Source organism: Pedobacter insulae, assembly GCF_900113525.1.
GTDB lineage: Bacteria > Bacteroidota > Bacteroidia > Sphingobacteriales > Sphingobacteriaceae > Pedobacter > Pedobacter insulae.
The window spans coordinates 99552-118915 of sequence record NZ_FOPP01000013.1 but is presented as its reverse complement, the minus strand read 5'-3'; the positions used below and the strand labels follow the sequence as shown (position 1 = coordinate 118915).

19 protein-coding genes are annotated in these 19364 nt (G+C 38.2%); 10 read left to right on the top strand and 9 right to left on the bottom strand.

The features are described 5' to 3' along the window. Positions 1-113 precede the first annotated feature (113 nt). Positions 114-734: a DUF6266 family protein gene (locus BM207_RS17960; RefSeq protein ID WP_090997728.1), complete on the top strand. Its 621-nt coding sequence runs from the start codon at positions 114-116 to the stop codon at positions 732-734. 81 nt (positions 735-815) lie between these two features. Here BM207_RS17960 and BM207_RS17955 read toward each other — a convergent pair whose 3' ends face one another. From BM207_RS17955 to BM207_RS17945, 3 genes are all read right to left on the bottom strand, one after another. Next, positions 816-1367: a NifU family protein gene (locus tag BM207_RS17955; protein ID WP_090997725.1), complete on the bottom strand. Its 552-nt coding sequence runs from the start codon at positions 1365-1367 to the stop codon at positions 816-818. A 103-nt stretch (positions 1368-1470) separates the two neighbouring features. After that, positions 1471-2817, bottom strand: coding sequence for an adenylosuccinate lyase (gene purB, locus BM207_RS17950; protein WP_090997722.1), 1347 nt, complete (start codon positions 2815-2817; stop codon positions 1471-1473). A 114-nt stretch (positions 2818-2931) separates the two neighbouring features. Continuing rightward, the gene (locus tag BM207_RS17945) at positions 2932-3120 is read right to left on the bottom strand and encodes a hypothetical protein (protein ID WP_090997719.1); all 189 of its coding nucleotides are present in this window, start codon (positions 3118-3120) and stop codon (positions 2932-2934) included. Positions 3121-3358: 238 nt separating this feature from the next. Here BM207_RS17945 and BM207_RS17940 point away from each other — a divergent pair, with 238 nt between their 5' ends. From BM207_RS17940 to BM207_RS17925, 4 genes are all read left to right on the top strand, one after another. Next, a complete protein-coding gene (locus BM207_RS17940; protein WP_090997712.1) occupies positions 3359-3925 on the top strand; it encodes an RNA polymerase sigma factor in 567 nt (188 codons plus the stop codon). Between the two features lies 1 nt (position 3926). Further along, positions 3927-5015, top strand: a complete 1089-nt coding sequence (locus BM207_RS17935; RefSeq protein ID WP_090997709.1) for a S1C family serine protease — start codon at positions 3927-3929, stop codon at positions 5013-5015. A gap of 57 nt (positions 5016-5072) precedes the next feature. Further along, entirely contained in the window at positions 5073-5708 is a 636-nt protein-coding gene (locus tag BM207_RS17930) for a peroxiredoxin (RefSeq protein ID WP_090997706.1), read from the top strand. A gap of 76 nt (positions 5709-5784) precedes the next feature. After that, entirely contained in the window at positions 5785-5982 is a 198-nt protein-coding gene (locus tag BM207_RS17925; RefSeq protein WP_090997703.1) for a cold-shock protein, read from the top strand. 177 nt (positions 5983-6159) lie between these two features. Here BM207_RS17925 and BM207_RS17920 read toward each other — a convergent pair whose 3' ends face one another. The 6 genes from BM207_RS17920 to BM207_RS17895 all read right to left on the bottom strand — a co-directional run bounded on the left by BM207_RS17920 (position 6160) and on the right by BM207_RS17895 (position 13784). Beyond that, positions 6160-9171, bottom strand: coding sequence for a glycosyltransferase family 117 protein (locus tag BM207_RS17920; protein WP_090997701.1), 3012 nt, complete (start codon positions 9169-9171; stop codon positions 6160-6162). 172 nt (positions 9172-9343) lie between these two features. Beyond that, on the bottom strand, positions 9344-10522 hold the full coding sequence (locus BM207_RS17915; protein ID WP_090997698.1) for a THUMP-like domain-containing protein: 1179 nt from the start codon (positions 10520-10522) through the stop codon (positions 9344-9346). Between the two features lie 11 nt (positions 10523-10533). Next, entirely contained in the window at positions 10534-11802 is a 1269-nt protein-coding gene (locus BM207_RS17910) for an aspartate kinase (RefSeq protein ID WP_090997695.1), read from the bottom strand. Between the two features lies 1 nt (position 11803). Continuing rightward, the gene (locus BM207_RS17905) at positions 11804-12610 is read right to left on the bottom strand and encodes a DUF3298 and DUF4163 domain-containing protein (protein ID WP_177217172.1); all 807 of its coding nucleotides are present in this window, start codon (positions 12608-12610) and stop codon (positions 11804-11806) included. Continuing rightward, positions 12607-13089 (bottom strand): GNAT family N-acetyltransferase, encoded by a 483-nt coding sequence (locus BM207_RS17900; RefSeq protein WP_090997690.1) that lies wholly within the window; start codon positions 13087-13089, stop codon positions 12607-12609. The genes BM207_RS17905 and BM207_RS17900 overlap by 4 nt, the downstream gene beginning before the upstream one ends. Positions 13090-13103: 14 nt before the next feature. Continuing rightward, entirely contained in the window at positions 13104-13784 is a 681-nt protein-coding gene (locus BM207_RS17895) for a YggS family pyridoxal phosphate-dependent enzyme (protein ID WP_090997687.1), read from the bottom strand. A 72-nt stretch (positions 13785-13856) separates the two neighbouring features. On the opposite strand from BM207_RS17895, the gene BM207_RS17890 reads away from it, so the two are divergent. The 5 genes from BM207_RS17890 to BM207_RS17870 all read left to right on the top strand — a co-directional run bounded on the left by BM207_RS17890 (position 13857) and on the right by BM207_RS17870 (position 19363). Then, positions 13857-14333 carry a DUF4296 domain-containing protein gene (locus BM207_RS17890; RefSeq protein WP_090997684.1) on the top strand — a complete coding sequence of 159 codons (477 nt, stop codon included), beginning with the start codon at positions 13857-13859 and terminating at the stop codon, positions 14331-14333. 8 nt (positions 14334-14341) lie between these two features. Further along, a complete protein-coding gene (locus BM207_RS17885) occupies positions 14342-16711 on the top strand; it encodes an endonuclease MutS2 (protein WP_090997681.1) in 2370 nt (789 codons plus the stop codon). Between the two features lie 43 nt (positions 16712-16754). After that, positions 16755-17840, top strand: coding sequence for a PQQ-dependent sugar dehydrogenase (locus tag BM207_RS17880; protein WP_090997679.1), 1086 nt, complete (start codon positions 16755-16757; stop codon positions 17838-17840). Between the two features lie 136 nt (positions 17841-17976). Then, positions 17977-18684 (top strand): CoA transferase subunit A, encoded by a 708-nt coding sequence (locus BM207_RS17875; protein ID WP_090997676.1) that lies wholly within the window; start codon positions 17977-17979, stop codon positions 18682-18684. 19 nt (positions 18685-18703) lie between these two features. Next, on the top strand, positions 18704-19363 hold the full coding sequence (locus BM207_RS17870; protein ID WP_090997674.1) for a 3-oxoacid CoA-transferase subunit B: 660 nt from the start codon (positions 18704-18706) through the stop codon (positions 19361-19363). The last annotated feature ends 1 nt before the right edge of the window (position 19364 follow it).

Sequence of the window (19364 nt, the reverse complement as noted above, 5' to 3'; positions counted from 1 at the left end):
AATTTAAAACCAGAACCGTTTCGCATTCGCCTCGCATTAGCGCCCAGTATGGGCATCTATATTATTGCTAATGGAGATAGAAATGTGGAACGGTTTTAAAAAAACTTGAAACAATGGCAATACTTATAAATGGAATCATATCTGGCAAATTGAAAGGTATGGTTTATTTCAACTGTAATGGTAAACAAGGCGTTAGAACGCTGCCAAAAAAAAGCACCACGCCGCCAACCGAGGCGCAACAGGCTCAACAAATGCGCTTTGGCATAACGACCAGCTTCTTCGCAGCGCTGAAGAGCCTAATTCGTGCCGGCTACGGAACTAAGCTTGGTGTTCGGTCTACTTCCAACCTGTGCATTTCCTATCACGTGAAAAATGCAATTACAGGTATATTCCCAGATTTGGCAATCGACTATGCTAAAGTGGTGTTGACAAAGGGAATACTATCAAGAGCGCATGATGCAATAGCATTTGCGGATAGGGGGGCAGTAAATTTTGCTTGGAAAAATTGGAACTTATGTGCCAATCCAAATGACGAGGCCATCTTGGTGGTCTACAATCCTGCAAAGTGCAAACATGTGTGGCTAAGAACCTCCGTTAAGAGAGCCTCCGAAGCAGCATTGCTTCCTGTTCCACTAAGCTTTTGTGGCGATAAATTGCACTGCTGGATCGCGTTCATTTCTGCAAATGGTAAGCAATTTTCGAACAGTGTATATTTGGAAACAGTAAGGGCTTAACGAATTAAGTAACGGGTTGAGATTGCTTCGCTGCGCTCGCAATGACGGGCCGTGCCTCGCAACGCTGCGCTCGCAATGACGCTAAAGTGCTTCCGAGACCACTTCTTTAACTTCTGGTACCATTCTTTGTAATAAATTTTGGATACCGGATTTTAAAGTAATCGTAGAAGAAGGACAACCACTGCAGCTGCCTCTCAGTTCAACGGTTACCACACCTTCATCAAATGATTTATAAGAGATGGCACCACCGTCTTGCTCTACAGCCGGACGCACATAGTCGTGCAAGATCTGTTGGATTTTTATTTCAAGCTCGCTACCTTCAAAAGCAGGCGCTTCTTCGTTGCTGTTGTCTTTTATTTTAAGTTCAGACTCAACCGCACCTTTTACAAACTCTTTTAAAATAGCTTCGATATCAGCCCATTCTGCATCCTCGGTTTTGGTGATGGTTACAAAATTACTGGCGAAGAAAACACCACTCACAAAGTTAAATTTGAACAATTCTTTAGCAAAAGGAGAGTGTTCGGCACTTTCTTTAGTTGCAAAATCCTCGCTACCGTTAATTAACAGTTTATTAACCATAAATTTCATGGTAGCCGGATTAGGAGTTTGTTCTGTATATACGTTTATAGTCATGTTCTTTGAATTTATCTTACAAAATTAAATAATTCTAATGCTAGTCGTATCGCCCAGATGTCTATTTTAGGTCATTTCTATACAATGAGCTTTCCACTTCCCTCTAAAAAACCCCGGTATAGTTAAAAGGACTAATCAATTTTAACTCAGCTTTAATTTGGTCATTCACATCCAGTTCATCAATAAAAGCGGCCATAGTTTGTGCAGTGATCTTTGCATTTGTACGCGTTAAGGCTTTCAAAGCTTCGTATGGATTGGGATAAGCCTCTCTTCTCAGTACAGTTTGAATAGCTTCGGCCACTACAGCCCAATTGTTTTCTAAATCTGCGTCGATTGCTTCATTGTTAAGGATTATTTTATTGAGTCCTTTCAAAGTAGAACTGATGGCAATCATGGTATGTCCCATTGGTACACCAATATTTCTTAAAACAGTAGAGTCTGTTAAATCTCGCTGTAGGCGTGAAATAGGTAGTTTAGCCGCAAAAAATTCAAACAAAGCATTGGCTAGTCCGGCATTTCCCTCTGCATTTTCGAAGTCGATCGGGTTTACCTTATGGGGCATTGCTGAAGAACCAACTTCGCCCGCTTTAATTTTTTGCTTGAAGTAATTTTTAGAAATATATGCCCAGATATCGCGATCTAAATCGATGATAATGTTGTTGATTCTTTTCAATGCATCGCATTGCGCTGCAAATTGATCGTAATGTTCAATCTGTGTGGTGTATTGAGCACGTTTTAAGCCTAAAATATCATTTACAAAATGGTTGGAAAAATTAACCCAGTTGGTAGCGGGATAAGCGATATGGTGTGCATTGAAATTTCCGGTAGCCCCACCAAATTTGGCACTGTTCGGAATGCTTTTTAAGTTTGCTAACTGAATGCTCAGGCGTTCGGCAAATACTAAGAACTCTTTGCCAAGCTTAGTTGGCGAAGCCGGTTGTCCGTGGGTATGCGCCAAAAGTGGAACGTCTTCCCATTCTTTTGCTAAGGCATTTATCTTTTCGATCAGTTCAGCAATCGCAGGATAATATGCTTCCTCCAAACCTAATTTGAAGGTATATGGGATCGCGGTATTGTTAATATCCTGTGAAGTTAATCCGAAGTGGATAAATTCTTTGTAAGGCTGCAGACTTAATGCGTCAAATTTCGTTTTAATAAAATACTCAACCGCCTTCACATCATGATTAGTAATGCTTTCGGTTTCTTTTACCTGTTCGGCATCCTCATCGTTGAATGCTTGGTAGATGTTTCTTAAGCTAGGGTATAATTTAGCATCAAAATGCTCTAAGCCAGGTATTTTAGCCTCACAAAGTGCGATAAAATATTCGATTTCTATAAAAATCCGATATTTGATCAGTGCAGATTCAGAAAAATAATTGGCAAGTTGAACGGTGGTTTTTCTATAACGACCATCAATTGGAGATATGGCCTGAAGCGGGGATAAATTCATTAAGCTTTGAAATTTGATACTGCTGCAAAGTTACACAATTAAAGAGCAATAAATTAGCCGGAATCAAAAAAGCTCCGGCAATTGCCAGAGCTTTTTTGTAAATTTTTGTATTGACTAGTGCTTTACAGTTGAATCAACAACAGTAGTGTCAGTAGTAACAACTGTATCAGTTACAACAGTATCAGTCATAGTAGTATCTGATCCAATAGTATCAGAACCTTCTGCTTTTTTCTCTGAGTTACAAGCTGCTACTGATAAAGATAATGCTAAAGCTAAAAAGCCAAATTTAAATAAGTTTTTCATTCTAAATTTCTGTTTAAATAATTAATTAATTTTACATGTTAATACCGCAAAGTTAAAAAGGTAACCCGTATTATCGAAAAAAAGTTGAATAATATTCAATTATAGGCTGGTATGTTGTTGTGACGCTGTTTTTGATTAAAAAAATTGTCGTATTTTGCGAGCATGATGATTCGTTTGTCATTAAAATATATTTTTTTTTCAATATTGGGTTACCATTCACATTTAAAAGTATTAATTGGTGAGTATTAAGTTAAGCAATTCAATTCCAACAGATAGAGAGGTAGTATTAGGGATACTTAATAACTCGGAAGAAGCATTAAATAAGCTGTATGTAGGTTACTATCCTATGGTATTACAGTTTATTTTAAACAATAGTGGGGACGAGGCAGATGCTAAAGACGTATATCAAGAAGCCATTATTGTATTGTATGATAAGATTAAGAGCGGTTCTTTTGAATTAAGCAGCAAACTTAAAACCTATTTATATTCGGTAAGTAGGAGAATTTGGTTAAAAAAGTTAGCTCAGCAAAGTAAAAAGACCAATAATATCGCTGACTTTGAAGATGTATTGGCGGTAGATGAGGATTTTGAAATACACGAGGAGAAGGATCAGAAATTTGATCAGATGAAAAAAGCCCTGGAATGTTTGGGCGAACCTTGCAAAACGATTATTCAGGATTTTTATATCCATAGTTTATCGATGCAGGATATTTGTGAGAAGTTTGGTTATACGAATACAGACAATGCAAAAACACAGAAGTATAAGTGTTTACAAAGGTTAAAAAAGTTATTTTTTCAATCATAAAATGAACAACGACATTCAGTTAGAATCGATTATTGAAGATTACTTAAATGGAAAGCTAACGCCAAATGAGGTAGCTGCTTTTGAACAATTACGGAGCAATGATCCGGTAGTTGATCATAAAGTGGTAGCACATAAGGTATTTTTAGAATCCATGAAACAATATGCGCACGTATTAGCTTTAAAAGCTCAAATGGATAACGCACATGAACAAATTGATGTAGCTTCAATTAGTGCTAAAGTAAAGCCCCACTCTTCAAAAATCGTGAGAATTTGGCGAAATAATAAATCTGCCATCGCTATTGCAGCATCATTTATCATTATGATTGGTGCCGTGCTCTCCTCTTATTATAGTAAAACTAAACAAGAAGGTAGTTTACAGTTGTTGGACAGAAAGATCTCCCGCCTTAATCAATCACAGAACAACATTATCAGGGTCATTAGCAATGATGCGAAAAAGGTAAATCATGCTCCGGCGAAGTTCGGCGGAACAGGCTTTGCAATTTCAAGCAACGGCTATATATTAACAAACTACCATGTGATAAAGGACGCTGATTCGCTTTATATCCAAAACAACAAGGGCGTTTCTTATAAAGTAAAAAAATATTATACAGATCCTATCAATGATATTGCAATCTTAAAAGTAACAGACCTAAGTTTTGAGAATTTGGGTGCGTTGCCTTATAGCATTAAAAAAACGAGTGCAGGAATTGGAGAAGCCGTTTATACATTGGGATATCCAAAAGATGATGTGGTATTAGGGGATGGTTATGTAAGTTCTAAAACAGGTATTAACGGTGATACACTGGCCTACCAGATCGCAATTCCAGTAAACCCTGGAAATAGTGGAGGACCATTATTGGACAACAACGGCAATATTGTTGGTGTTATTAATGGTAAGGAAAGTAAAACGGATGGTGCGGCATTTGCAGTTAAATCACGCTACATTATGGAAGCTTTAAATGCTATTCCCCAGGATTCTTTAAACAAACGCGTTGCTTTTGGCAAGAAAAGTGTTTTACAAGGTTTAAAAAGACATAAGCAGATTGAAAAAATCCAAGATTATGTATTTATGGTTAAAGTATATAATTAGTCTCCTTTTCGTATCTTGTACTATATTTAATTTTTCATATTTTAATCAGAAAGCATCATGAGTTTAAGAATTGGAGATACAGCACCGAATTTTAAGGCTATAACATCTATCGGTGAGATAGACTTTTATGAATATTTAGGCGATAGCTGGGGAGTTTTATTCTCTCACCCGGCAGATTATACGCCGGTATGCACTACAGAATTGGGAAAAACGGCCTCTCTTAAATCAGAATTTGATCAACGAAATGTAAAAGTTTTGGCTTTAAGCGTCGATTCGGCAGAATCACATCAGGGCTGGATTAAGGATATCAATGAAACTCAAAATACAAATGTCGAGTTTCCAATTATTGCAGATCAGGACAAAAAAATAGCAGATGCTTATGATATGATCCATCCGAACGCTTCAGAAACAATGACAGTTCGTTCTTTATTTGTGATCTCTCCAGATAAGAAAGTAAAATTAATGATTACCTATCCAGCATCAACCGGTAGAAATTTTGTGGAGGTGCTGAGGGTAATTGATTCGTTGCAGTTAACCGCAAATTACAGTGTTGCAACACCTGCCGATTGGAAAGATGGGGAAGACGTTATTGTCATGAACAGCATTAAGACAGAAGATATCCCTGATAAATTTCCAAAGGGACATACAGTTATTAAACCATATTTGAGGACTACACCTCAGCCAAATAAATAATTTGGAAAACTTAATGAGGCCGTAACTGTTTTATGCAAGTGAATTAACTAATACGAAACGATTACAGTCTAAATTTATGAACACAGGTAAAGTTAAATGGTTTAATACCGAAAAGGGATATGGATTTATCATCTTTGATGGCCTCAAGGAAATTTTTGTCCACTTCAAAGATGTTATTGGAGGGATCGATGGGATCAGGGAGGGTGATGAAGTGGAATTTGAAATTACAGAAGGTAAAAAAGGTCCTCAAGCTGTAAAAGTTAGCAAGATTTAAGTCCGTTATAGCGTCATTGCGAGCGCAGAATCCGTCATTGCGAGGTTTCCACCCGTCATTGCGAGGTACGAAGCAATCTAAATGAGATTGCTTCGTACCTCGCAATGACGCTTTATACCTCCCCCTGACGGAGGAAAAACTCCCCCTGACGGAGGAAAACCTACCCCTGACGGGTGCTTAACCAAAATTCTTCGTAAATTCGACTCTATAACGATCAAGCTTTGCTTTAATTGTTTTATTTAAGGCTAACTGCTTGTTACCCGCTGTCGTACGATCTAGTGCCTGTAATACATAAAAGCCAATTTGTATATCGTTTAATAACCCTTGTTGTTGATTGGGCGCTAATGATAAAATATACTCAAATTCCTTTTCGATGTAGGATCCAGTGGCTGTGGTAATTTGATTAGCATCGTTACTGTTTCCCAAACGATATAAATTTTCTATTAGACCTACTTTGTTTAATGTATCTGAAATCGAAGAGTTTGCTAATGGGATTGCGGCCATGGTTTTCTGCATGGCCTTTTTGGCCATTTCGATCTTGTGCTCGTCTAACAGGTTCCTTGTCAGCGTATTGGCAAAAGACAATGTTCCCTGCATTACCCTTCTACTTTCTGGATCTAAATATTTAGCGGTTTTAAACCCTCCCAATTCGAATTTCTCGGTATAATGTTGGTAGGCAAGCTCGTTATTGGTTTGTTCCGTTTTAGTAAAATTCTCTTCTGTAGAAGGTTTTAACGGCAATAAACGATAGGCGAATCCTTCAAGATAAAGGTATTTATCTAATCCAAGATAGGTGTCTTCAGATACCGAAGCGGCAAAATACACCGGTCTTTTCCAGTTGTTATGCACTAAAATATCAAACATGGTCAAGTCTGATTTCAATACATGGTTTTTGGTAAAACTCCATTCCATCTGGTTCGCAATTTTCTCCTTCTCGGTAATAGCAACCGTTTTAGTCGCTAGAATATGAGCCAGATTGATCGTCATTTTTAACTTTTGGGTAGGCATGAAATTTTCAAAGCTCCCATCTCGCATTTCAATTTTATCATTCCTGTTCTCAGAAGTAAGAATGGCCAGGATTTCACTTAGTTCTACACTATCTTTGAGGCCATAATCGTAATAGCTTAAATAATCGCGTGTGCCATCTTTATATTGCTCACTATTCATTTTAATAGGCAAAGGGGCAGACTTATATTGCTGTGTTTTCATTTGGTCGATGTAGGACTCCGATGATAAGAATTGCAGGTTTACCACTCTAATGTCAGTGCGGAAGCCTTCTACTTCCTGAGCGTACCATAGTGGATAAGTGTCATTATCGGCATTGGTAAATAAGATCGCATTTGGCTCACAGCTATTCAAATAGTTTTTTGCCATTTCTATCGCAGTACTCTTTCCACTTCTATCATGATCATCCCAACCATTGACAGCCATTAATGATGGTACGGCACAACAAAGAAGCGTTACAACTGCGAATTTTAATTGCTGGAAGCGATATTTAACCACAAGTTCCCGCAAAGCAAGAACGCCCAGTCCAATTACAATCGCAAATGCGTAAAATGATCCTACATAAGCGTAATCGCGTTCCCTTACTTGCAATGGATCTTGATTGATGTATAAGATAATGGCAATACCGGTACAAAAGAATAGGGTAAGGACAACCAATGCATCGTTTCTATTTTTGCGCCATAGGTAGACTAGCCCGATCATCCCCAGTAAAAAGGGCAAACCATAGAACAGATTATATCCCTTGTTGGTAATAATACTAGGAGGTAAATTGCTTTGATTGCCCAGATTTATGGCGTCGATTGGCTTAATACCGGATAACCAATTTCCTTCTGTAATGCTTCCTTGTCCCTGGAGATCGTTTTGTCGGCCAATAAAGTTCCAGGCAAAGTAACGCCAGTACATAAAGTTTAGTTGATAATGGTAAAAGAAGCTCATGTTCTGCCAGAAGCTTGGTGTTTCACCTTCTGCAAGGTTCATCCAGTTGTTGTAAAACTTAATATGCGCTGGTTTATCGCTGTATGTGCGGGGAAACAGCGTGTTCTTGTCATATACTCTTTGATAGTTTTTACCATTTACCTCATACTTATGCGTACCTTTTCGGTAGGTTAATCCTTTTTCTTCTACAGCGATAGGGGTCGAATTAAAGAATTGTCCATACAATAAAGGTTTATCACCATATTGAGTTCTGCTTAGATAAGAAAATAGCGAGAGTGGCGTATCGGGATTAGAAAGGTTTATGCCGGGCTTGGCATTCGCTCTAATGATAATCATGAAATAGGAACTATAGCCGAACAATACAAAAGTAAGGCATATTAAACCCAGATTTAATAGATATTTGCTTTTTTTGATACTATATCTAATGCCATAGCCTATTGCAAGAGCGCTTAATGCTACAAAAGCTAACGCACCTGATCCGAAGTTCATGCCTAGGGTATTCACAAAAAGTAAGTCCAGTTTCGCTGCAAAAAGGATAAAGTATTGAATGATGCCAAATTGGATTAGGCCCAATAAAAAGCAGCCTATTAAAAAAGCTTTAAAAGTACCCCATAGCGAAGGCTTAATAGTTTTGCGAAAATAATAAATTAGCGCAATGGCTGGAATAGCTAACAAACTCAATAAATGTATACTAATAGAAAGACCTATAATGAATGAAATAAATACTAACCATTTGTCGTTCATTTTATTTTCCCATTTAAGGATTGCCCAAAATACTACCGCCGTGCACAAGGTTGAAATTGCATAAACTTCAGCTTCAACTGCCGAAAACCAGAAGGTATCAGAAAAAGTATATGATAAAGCGCCAATAGTTCCAGCAGCGATAACACTCCAAATATGAATGGTGCTGAGTTCTTCTTGCTGTTTTTTAAGGATTTTTAAAGCAATCATGTTAATTGTCCAAAATAGGAACATAACCGTAGCAGCGCTGGTAATTACAGACAAAAAGTTAATCCAATAGGCAACTTTACTTACTTCATTTCCTGCTAATAAGGAAAATAATTTGCCTATCATTAAGAAAAATGGGGCTCCGGGTTGATGTCCAACCTCCTGTTTAAATGCAGCGGCAATAAATTCACCGCAATCCCAGAAACTTAAAGTCGGCTCCATACAGAGCCAGTAAACAACGGTCGCAAAAGCAAAGATGCCAAAGCCAATGCTCGTGTTAATTAGGTCAAATTTTCTCATATGATCAAAAATACCTTATTAGCTGATGGAGAGTTGTTAAAAGACGTTAAAGAATGTTAAAATTCAAATTGGCAGACAATTCACGAATTGCTGGTTTGTGCGACTATTTGCAGGTTCGATTTATCCCCGACTTCGCAAGTCGGCCGATTTCGGCCGACTTGCGAAGTCGACACTAGTAGTGCTGGATAATTTTGGCCTTAATAACTAGATTTCCGTGAACGGTTTGCGTGAAAATGATAAAGTCATCGTGACTGGGCTGGATTTTGTATTTCTTAGCCAAAGTTTCAGCCTTCTCCGGGAAATTCCGGACAATTACATTGCCTACGAGATTTTTTTCTTTCTTGAGTTCATTTAAGGAGTGCAAAGACTGAATTTCAAATATCCGCCCTAAAAAATCAAAATTCCTCTCCTGGCTAAAGTAAAGCTGACTATGCTGCTGTAATTTCTGCAGATTAAACTGTTGGGCGATCAGGTTAAATGCACCGCTTTTTAACAAGGCTACATCTGGCTCATATAAATAGCCACTAGGCAAATCATCGGCAAAGCTGATGCTGGTTTGTAAGGCTCTTAATTCAAACGAAAAAATCTTTATATGTTCATTGATGGCGGCGCAAACAATTTTTGGTTCACCAACAAAATTCTTATCGATTACCCACAACAATTCTTTACACTCATTCTTTACACTTACAATATGTATTTCGCTAACATTTTGCAATTCCTCCAACCCAGCACTGATATCAAGCAAAGGAGCAGTTTTAATGATAATCCGACTGGCTTTTTCCAGAAATAATGGTAAATGTTCGCTTACATCAGGCGTACAATCTTTAAGTTTGAAAACCTTAGCACTGCCACTTCTTCTTGCAGGATCAATGTAAATAGTGTCGATTTTTAAAGTATTGGTTCTCAGTACTTCAATTCCATTTACCGAATGGCACGCTATATTATGCGCGCCTAAAACTTGCGCATTTTGAGCAGCTATCATAGACAAATCGGTGTTGATCTCACAACTTAGTACCGTTTTGATCTTTTTTGCAAAGAAATAACTATCAACACCAAAACCAGCTGTTAAATCAATTAAAGTTTCCCCAATGGCTAAATTTGCTTTGTAACAAGCAGTTATTTCGGATGAACATTGTTCAATGGATAGGAGTGGAGGATAATAAATAAACTCGTGGTTGTACCAAGTGGGCAATTTATGCATAGACTTTTTCTTTGCGGAAATCTGACCCGCTAACTCCGCTGCACTTATCCCTTCAAATACAGCTTTAGCTAACGCAACTTTACTTACATCGGCATTGATATGCTTACTGATGTATGCTTGTACGACCGGAGTTAGCATTTTCTGGTTCATAGCAATAATAATTAACTACTTACCTTATCTCTCATTACAATCTGACAAGTATGCCTGCTTTTTACCTCAAGTAACACGGTTTTATCAATAATCACCCGATCGATTGTATTTTGGTTATAATAGCGGATGGTTACGAGTTCTAATCCCTTGTTATATTTTACTTTATAGGTCTCTGATAGGTCTTTAAGCAAGGCATCTATTTTATCTGAATCATCGACACTGACTGAAAAACTGAGGGCCGAGTTGAGCATCGTATTTACTTTCACCTTGTTTTTATGGAACAAACTAAAAATATTGCTTAGATTTTTTTCGATGATGAAAGAATAATCCCTCGGAAAAATGGAAATCAAAACCTGGTTTACCTTAAAAATGAAGGACGGTATTGGTAGCGGTATATTAACATTGCTGATTTTGGTTCCTTCACCTTCTGGAGTTATAAACGAACGTACAAACAGCGGAATTCCCTTGTTTTGAAGTGGCTTTATAGTTTTTGGATGAATAACGGTCGCCCCATAATAGGTTAATTCAATCGCATCATGATAGGATAATTGATCTATTTTTTCAGTTTCATCGAACCATTTCGGATCGGCGTTTAATACGCCAGGTACATCTTTCCAAATAGTTAATGATTCGACATTTAAACAGGCACTGAAAATTGCGGCCGAATAATCTGATCCTTCTCTGCCGAGTGTGCTGGTAAAGTTTTCACTTGTTCCTCCAACAAAACCCTGTGTAACCACAATGCCCTTATCCAAAAAGGAAGGTAGATGTTTCTGTATTTCGTGTTCGGTTTTTTCCCAGTTTACATTCGCATCTTTGTAATTATTATCCGTTTGGATGTAATTTCTGGCATCAACCCAAATGGTGAATACCCCTACCTGATTGAGGTAAGCCGCAACAATCTTCGTAGAAACCATTTCTCCAATCGAAACAATTTGATCGTACAGGTAATCGGCTGGATCACTGGCCTCTTCTTCTAATAACCACTCAATTTCCACAAATGTATTGGCAACTTCATTAAAAATGGGGTTTTGATGATCTTCAAATAAAGCATTGAGGACATCAAAATGAAAGGCTTTTATCTCCTCAAAAATAGCGTGACAATTTTCATCCCCTTTTACATAGGCCTTAGTAAGGTCTTCAAGCCTGTTTGTCATCTTGCCCATTGCCGATATTACAATCAAAATTTGATTGGTGCCGTGGCTTTGGACGATTTTGGTCAGATTTTTAATGCCTTCTATGTCTTTTACAGAAGCTCCGCCGAATTTGAATACTTGCATGTTAGTTTTTGGTGGTGAGAATAGTATGTGGTTTTGCCAAATCTTTTAACGCTTCGAAAGGTATCACTAACTCGGTATATCCCTCAGCATACGCTTTGATTTCATAGGGATTGTATAAGAAAACCAATCCCTTGTCGCTGACATGGAAATTCTGGGCAAGTGCAAATATACCTTTGTCGAAAAAATAGCGTTCTTCGAGAGATTGTGTAGGACTTAATTGCTCGTTTTTTCTAAAGATGGCTTCCCCTATCTTTACTAACGCAGGTAATTTTCCTGCCTGGATTAACGAATCAAGCGTAATTGGCGTATTGGTTTTAGGATTGTAATTCAGAAAGGAGATGGTTGTATTTCCATGGGCACCCCCTGCATAGTCTGTGTGGGTATATTTTAAGGCAAGGTAAGTCGGACTTTGCCTTAAAACTTCAATATTGATGTTTAAAAACCAAGCTTGGGGGGTAGTGGGATTAGTGCGCACGAACTCATCATAACCTTTCATAAAACTATCTGCAATAGCCTGATAGGAGGTTGCAGGTTCGTCTTGGGCGAAATAATTGAATACCTGCCTTTTTATAAATTGATTTAAGGCGTCGTTTTTAAATACGGGATAAGAAACAATCGCCTCAGGCGTGTCAATCGGACTAACGTTGTTTTTCGGTATGTTCTTGCTTTGAACTTTTATAGAATCATATGCATAGGTCAAGGTGTCGACAGTCGTAGTATTTCGAGCATCGTCTTCTTTGGTATCTTTTCCATTTCTACAAGCGGAAATAGTTAGAATTAGCAATAAGCAAGCTATGATATTTTTCATATGAATTGATGTGTTTGTTCTTTCGAGAAAGAAGCATTTAACCATCCTTCTTCTATAGACGCTTTGTATTTATTGTAAAAATGAATAGCTGGTTCATTCCAGTCCAACACCTGCCAGGTCATGCCATTATAGTTGTTTTCTTTAGCTTCCCGGATTACTTTTTCAAAAAGCAATTTACCAGCACCCTTACCTCGATAAGCCTCAGTTACTAAAAAATCCTCTAAGTATAAACGACAACCTTTCCATGTTGAGTATCTGGTATAAAATAAAGCAAAGCCTATGATGCCCATGCTTTCATCTTCGGCTACAAATGCTTTCCAAACTGGTTTTTCACCGAATCCTGCATCAACAAATTCTGCTAATGTGACTGTTACTTGTTCCGGCGCTTTTTCATAAACAGCTAATTCGTTAATTAATTCGAGAATGCGTTCGCAATCAGCTTTAATTGCAGTTCTTATAGAAATTGGGGTGGTGTTCATCTTGCTTAGTTGTGTTATGGCGTTGAAATCTTTCTTTTTCCAAATATACTGCTTCCTATTCTAACCATCGTACTGCCTTCGGCGATGGCTAGTTTATAATCGGCCGACATGCCCATGGAGAGTTCCTTGAAATAATCATCTTTTCTAAAAAAACTTAATTTTATACCTTCAAAAAGGACTTTAAGCTCCTGAAATTCAGTTTGTGTTTGCTTTTCTGAGGCGTTGTTGGTGGCAATTCCCATTAAACCTACAATTCTTACGTTTTTACAGGTAGCAAATTCCTCACTTCTTAATAATTCGATAAGCGCATCGTATTCCAGGCCAAATTTTGTGTCTTCATCTGCAATGTAAACCTGTAATAAGCAATCTATTACCCGGTTGTTTTTAGCCGCCTGTTTGTCTATTTCCTTCAGTAATTTTAAACTATCTACCGACTCTATAACTTGGATAAAAGGAGCGATATACTTTACTTTATTGCTTTGTAGGTGGCCAATTAAGTGCCATTGGATGTCTTTCGGTAACTGAGCTTGTTTCTCAACCATTTCCTGTACCAGATTTTCTCCAAATACTCTTTGACCGGCATTGTATGCTGTTAATACCGCCTCTGCCGGGTGATTTTTTGAAACGGCTACCAGTTCAACCTTTGCGCTATCTAATTCACTTTTATATTTTAATAAGTTATCTGCTATGCTCATTTATCAGTATTTTTGGTAAAAATAACAACCTTAGCGTAATTTGGCTAAGAAATTAAAAAGGTTTTAATAATAATGAAGAAAATTTTCGCCATTAGTATAATTTGTAGCTTGATCTTTGCCTGTAAACCAGGGGTTCCAGATGATATTATACAGCCCGATAAAATGGAAAAGGTATTATTTGATATTCATACAGTGGATGGTTACATTGCTACGCTTTCAGTACCTGATACTGCAAAAATAGTTGCTGCAAGTTATTATAAAGGTATTTATAAGAAATTCAACATCGATTCAGCCAAGTATAACAAAAGCCTGGATTACTATTATAGCCATCCAGATGTTTTAACTAAGCTATATGAAAATGTAATGAAGGAACTGGAAGATGAACAGAAAAGAAATGAGAAACGTGTTGAGAATGAGGAATTGAAAAAGCAGCAGAAATATTTAGCAGAACATACCAAGGCGTTAGACGTTTCTAATTTGGGTGTCGGCAGGCCCGTGTTTAGTTTTTCCGAAAATCCATTCGGCCTTTCTTCTACAACGCCTAAATAATTTATCTCATGCTATACCCAGAAAATTGCCAAGATCGTTTAGGTTTTAATGAAGTAAAACAACTGGTGCATCAGCATTGCTTAAGTACCATGGGACAAGCTTTGGTGAACAAGATGCAAGTGATGACCAAGCACGAGCAAATTAATAAGTTCTTGCGCCAAACCCAGGAATTTAAAAGCATACTGATTAACCAAGAGCCCCTACAAATCAGCACTTTTTTTGATATTAAAATCCTTGCGGAGAAAATTAGGGTTGAAGGGACTTATTTAGTGGAAGATGAATTGTTCCAGATTTATTCATCCTTACAAACTGTGTTTTCGGTGATCCGGTTCTTCGACGAGCGAAAGGATATTTATCCAAGTTTGGAAGCGCTTTTTGAACATTTGCAAATTGAAAAGAATATTCTCAAGAATATTGAAACTGTAATTGACGCTAAGGGTAAAATGAAACCTAATGCTTCGGCTGAATTGCAGGAAATTACTACCGCTATTGCTAGAGGAGAGCAGGAAGTGCGTAAAAAGATGGATGCGATCTACAAAATGGCAATAGGGAAAAATTGGGTAGCCGATGGGAGCCTCACTATTCGGGATGGACGAATGTGTATTCCCATTTTAGCTGAGCATAAAAGAAAGCTAAAAGGCTTTATTCATGATGAATCTGCAAGTGGACAAACGGTTTATTTAGAACCTGAGGAGGTTTTTACCTTAAATAATAAGTTGAGAGACCTGGAATTTGACCGGCGTAGGGAAATTATTAAAATTTTAATTGCTTTAACCACGGCCTTAAGACCTTATACGCCTCTTTTGCTTTCTTATCATGGTTTTCTTACGAAATTAGATTTTGTGAGAGCCAAGGCACTTTTTGCCATAGATATTGATGCGAATATGCCTGTTTTGATCAAGGAGGCCAAAACAAAGTTGATCAATGCCAGGCATCCATTATTATTGCTGTCCTTTGCTACCGAAAAGAAGACGGTAGTTCCTTTAAATATTCATATCAACGAACACCTGCGCATTGTTTTGGTTTCGGGACCAAATGCCGGAGGTAAATCGGTTTGCATGAAAACGGTTGGCCTTTTACAGATGATGCTTCAAGCTGGATTACTGGTGCCGGTGGATGAAAATAGTGAAATGGGTATTTTTGATCAGATATTTGCGGACATTGGAGACGATCAGTCTATCGAATCTGATTTAAGTACATATAGTGCTCATTTAACCAAGATGCGCTACTTCGTTGCCCATGCATCACCAAAAACATTAGTGCTTATTGATGAGTTTGGAACGGGCACAGACCCCCAATTTGGAGGGCCGATGGCAGAAGCGGTGTTAGAAGTGCTAAATAACAAGAAAGTAAGAGGAGTAATTACAACCCATTATTCTAACTTGAAACTGTTTGCAGGAAATACCAATGGGTTGGAAAATGCCTCGATGTTGTTTGACAACCGTAAAATGAAGCCTTTGTATATTCTCGATCTGGGAAAACCAGGAAGCTCCTACGCTTTTGAAATTGCACAAAACATTGGTTTGCAGCCAGAGGTGATAAATTTAGCAAGGATAAAGACTGGCGATAATCAAAACAGCGTGGATAGTTTGTTGGTGAATTTGGAACGGGAGAAGCGGCAGATACACGAAACCAAGGTTACGCTTGCCAACCAGCAAAATAAAGTGAAAAATCTGGTTTCCGAAAATGAGAAACTGAAACTGTATTTAGAGGAGAACCGCAAAACACTGATCAAAGAGGCAAAATTGGAAGCGCAGAACATTATTAAGGAAGCGAATAAATTGGTAGAGCATACCATTGCCGAAATAAAAGAAAAACAGGCAGACAAGGTTGCTACGAAGCAACTTCGCCAAAATCTTCAAAAAAGCATTGTTAGCAATGAGGTTAAGGAAGAACGCAAGCCAGTGGTGAAGCTTGATGATTCAACAATTGAAGTAGGCGATTGGGTGCAGTTGGTTAATACGGAAACAAGCGGACAGGTATTGGAAATTAATCGCGATAACCTCGTTCTTGCGCTTGGTGATCTTCGTTCGGTAGTGAAAAGAAATAGGGTGCAGAAAATTAGCAATAAGCAAGCAAAGAAAGTTGCCCAAAGCAATTCTTTTTCTGGAAGAATTTCTGAAGCGATTAGCACTTTTAGACCAGAGTTAGATTTGAGAGGTATGCGTGGAGAAAATGCCATCCAAGAAGTGGAAAACTACCTCGATAAAGCGATCATGCTCGGATTCCCCTCAATTAAATTAATTCATGGTAAGGGTGATGGTATTTTGAGGAAGTTGATTAGGGAATATGTGAGAAAATATAAAGAGGTTACCAGAATGGAAGACGAGCATGCCGATAGGGGCGGAGATGGGATAACATACGTTTATTTAAGTTAAAACTTTAGCGCAGAGATAGTTGTTATCTTGTAAATATTAGCTAATGAAAGCCGTTTTAATAGGTTTGCTTGTGTTGATGTCTTGCTCAACTTGCAGGAAGAAAAACAAGGTAGATGAAATTCCAACTTTGCCAGATGTTACTTTAAAATCAAAAGTTATTGCTGCTGGTTTGGTAAATCCTTGGGAACTGGTGTACGGCCCGGATAATTTGATATGGTTTACAGAGAGAAATGGTAAAATAAGTAGGCTAAACCCTGAAAATGGCCAAATAACAGTCTTATTAACGATCAATGAAGTGCGGAATATTGGTGAAGGAGGTTTATTGGGTATGGTGCTCCACCCAGATTTTACGTCAAATCCCTTTGTATATATGGCTTATGATTATGGCAACGATTATAAAGCGAAAATTGTTAGGTACACCTATAGTAATAATACGTTGATAAGCCCCAAAGTTTTGTTGGATCAAATCCCTGCCGCCTCCATTCACAATGGTTGCAGGTTGTTGATCAATGAAAATAAATTATTTATTACCACCGGAGATGCAGCGGATACTTCAACGCCTCAAAACGTCAATTCTCTTTCGGGAAAAGTACTGAGATTGAATTTAGATGGCTCCATCCCTGGCGATAATCCATTTCCAAATAATCCGGTTTGGACGTACGGACACCGAAATGCCCAAGGTTTGGTGATGGCGGGAACTAAAATGTTTGTTTCAGAGCACGGCCCCAATTCGGATGATGAAATTAATTATATAGAAAAAGGCAGGAATTATGGCTGGCCGAATGTTAAGGGTTTTTGCGATGATAGTGGAGAAACTTCGTTCTGTGCAATAAATAACGTGGTAGAGCCATTGATTAATTGGACACCAACCATTGCTCCGAGTGGAATGGCTTATTATGATTCTGATTATATTCCTCATTTTAAAAATTCTCTTTTGCTTGCCCTGTTAAAGGGCGCTAAATTAATGCAGCTCAAGTTTGATGATACGCAGACTAAAATTGTGGGAACAAAGGATTTTTATGTGAATGAGTTTGGAAGGCTACGGGCCATCTGTCAGTCGCCCACAGGGAAGATCTATATTTGTACCAGCAATGGTAACAATGACAAAATTATAGAGATTAGTAAATAATCAAAATTTTAAGTATTTCTGGCTATTTAAAGGCCTTTCTATTGCGTGCTTAGTGTATTTTATACATACCAGATGGCGATAATTTCATTTGGATAGCGGCTAATATCTTGCTAATTTAGCCCGAAAACACGATTATATGATCAATAAAGTAGTAGTTGGACCGGAAGAGGCTATTAAAGATATTAAAGATGGCGACACTTTGATGCTTGGAGGATTCGGATTATGCGGAATTCCGGAGAATTGTATTGCAGCTTTAGTTAAAAAAGGAGTTAAGCAGTTAACTTGTATTTCCAATAATGCTGGTGTGGATGATTTTGGTATCGGTTTGATGCTCCAAACCCGTCAGGTAAAAAAAATGATTTCTTCTTATGTAGGTGAAAATGCAGAATTTGAGCGTCAACTATTAAGTGGGGAGCTTGAAGTTGAATTAATACCGCAAGGAACCTTGGCTACAAGGTGTTTGGCGGCGGGTTATGGTATGCCGGCAGTTTTTACACCTGCAGGGGTTGGAACTGAAGTGGCAGAAGGGAAGGAAGTGAGAAACTTTAATGGCAAAGACTACCTGATGGAATATGCATTTGAAGCAGACTTTGCTTTAGTGAAGGCATGGAAAGGTGATACGGCAGGCAATTTGATTTTCCGATCTACCAGCCGAAATTTTAATCCAGTAATGGCCATGGCAGGGAAAGTTACGATTGCTGAAGTAGAGGAGTTAGTGGAAGCAGGGGCATTAGATCCTGATCAAATTCATACGCCGGGCGTATATGTTCATCGAATTTTTCAGGGAAAAGCCTATGAGAAGAGAATTGAGCAAAGAACGGTAATTAGCAAATTAGCTGATTAATAAATTATCAAATTAAAAAATGTTAGATAAGAACGGAATTGCGAAACGTATCGCAAAAGAAATAAAAGATGGTTACTATGTGAATTTAGGTATTGGGATACCTACATTGGTAGCAAATTATATCCCAACTGGTATCAATGTTGTGTTGCAGTCTGAAAATGGATTGCTTGGCATGGGCCCATTTCCTTTTGAGGGAGAAGAGGATCCTGATTTAATTAATGCCGGAAAACAGACTATTACCACCTTAGCAGGCTCTTCCATCTTCGATTCGGCGATGAGTTTTGGAATGATCCGGGCACAAAAAATTGATTTGACGATTTTGGGTGCCATGGAAGTTTCGGAGAATGGCGACATTGCCAATTGGAAAATTCCAGGTAAAATGGTTAAAGGAATGGGAGGGGCAATGGATTTGGTAGCATCTGCAAAAAACATTATAGTTGCTATGCAACATGTAAATAAGGCAGGCGAGAGCAAACTCCTGCCTAGCTGTACACTTCCTTTAACCGGGGTAAGGTGTATTAAAAAAATTGTTACTGAATTAGCTGTATTAGATGTATTGCCAGAGGGAGGGTTTAAGCTTATAGAGCGTGCGCCAGGCGTTAGCGTAGATTTTATTAGCAATGCAACTTCAGGCAAACTGTATGCTGACGATGATGTACCAGAAATGTTGCTTGATTAAA

What these genes read in the sequence shown, in the direction of transcription:
- BM207_RS17915 (WP_090997698.1), bottom strand. Translation starts at nt 10,522, where the DNA reads ATGAACCAGAAAATGCTAACTCCGGTCGTACAAGCATACATCAGTAAG.
- BM207_RS17880 (WP_090997679.1), top strand. Translation starts at nt 16,755, where the DNA reads ATGAAAGCCGTTTTAATAGGTTTGCTTGTGTTGATGTCTTGCTCAACT.
- BM207_RS17930 (WP_090997706.1), top strand. Translation starts at nt 5,073, where the DNA reads ATGAGTTTAAGAATTGGAGATACAGCACCGAATTTTAAGGCTATAACA.
- BM207_RS17955 (WP_090997725.1), bottom strand. Translation starts at nt 1,367, where the DNA reads ATGACTATAAACGTATATACAGAACAAACTCCTAATCCGGCTACCATG.
- BM207_RS17920 (WP_090997701.1), bottom strand. Translation starts at nt 9,171, where the DNA reads ATGAGAAAATTTGACCTAATTAACACGAGCATTGGCTTTGGCATCTTT.
- BM207_RS17905 (WP_177217172.1), bottom strand. Translation starts at nt 12,610, where the DNA reads ATGAAAAATATCATAGCTTGCTTATTGCTAATTCTAACTATTTCCGCT.
- BM207_RS17885 (WP_090997681.1), top strand. Translation starts at nt 14,342, where the DNA reads ATGCTATACCCAGAAAATTGCCAAGATCGTTTAGGTTTTAATGAAGTA.
- BM207_RS17935 (WP_090997709.1), top strand. Translation starts at nt 3,927, where the DNA reads ATGAACAACGACATTCAGTTAGAATCGATTATTGAAGATTACTTAAAT.
- BM207_RS17910 (WP_090997695.1), bottom strand. Translation starts at nt 11,802, where the DNA reads ATGCAAGTATTCAAATTCGGCGGAGCTTCTGTAAAAGACATAGAAGGC.
- BM207_RS17900 (WP_090997690.1), bottom strand. Translation starts at nt 13,089, where the DNA reads ATGAACACCACCCCAATTTCTATAAGAACTGCAATTAAAGCTGATTGC.
- purB (WP_090997722.1), bottom strand. Translation starts at nt 2,817, where the DNA reads ATGAATTTATCCCCGCTTCAGGCCATATCTCCAATTGATGGTCGTTAT.
- BM207_RS17960 (WP_090997728.1), top strand. Translation starts at nt 114, where the DNA reads ATGGCAATACTTATAAATGGAATCATATCTGGCAAATTGAAAGGTATG.
- BM207_RS17890 (WP_090997684.1), top strand. Translation starts at nt 13,857, where the DNA reads ATGAAGAAAATTTTCGCCATTAGTATAATTTGTAGCTTGATCTTTGCC.
- BM207_RS17945 (WP_090997719.1), bottom strand. Translation starts at nt 3,120, where the DNA reads ATGAAAAACTTATTTAAATTTGGCTTTTTAGCTTTAGCATTATCTTTA.
- BM207_RS17895 (WP_090997687.1), bottom strand. Translation starts at nt 13,784, where the DNA reads ATGAGCATAGCAGATAACTTATTAAAATATAAAAGTGAATTAGATAGC.
- BM207_RS17925 (WP_090997703.1), top strand. Translation starts at nt 5,785, where the DNA reads ATGAACACAGGTAAAGTTAAATGGTTTAATACCGAAAAGGGATATGGA.
- BM207_RS17875 (WP_090997676.1), top strand. Translation starts at nt 17,977, where the DNA reads ATGATCAATAAAGTAGTAGTTGGACCGGAAGAGGCTATTAAAGATATT.
- BM207_RS17870 (WP_090997674.1), top strand. Translation starts at nt 18,704, where the DNA reads ATGTTAGATAAGAACGGAATTGCGAAACGTATCGCAAAAGAAATAAAA.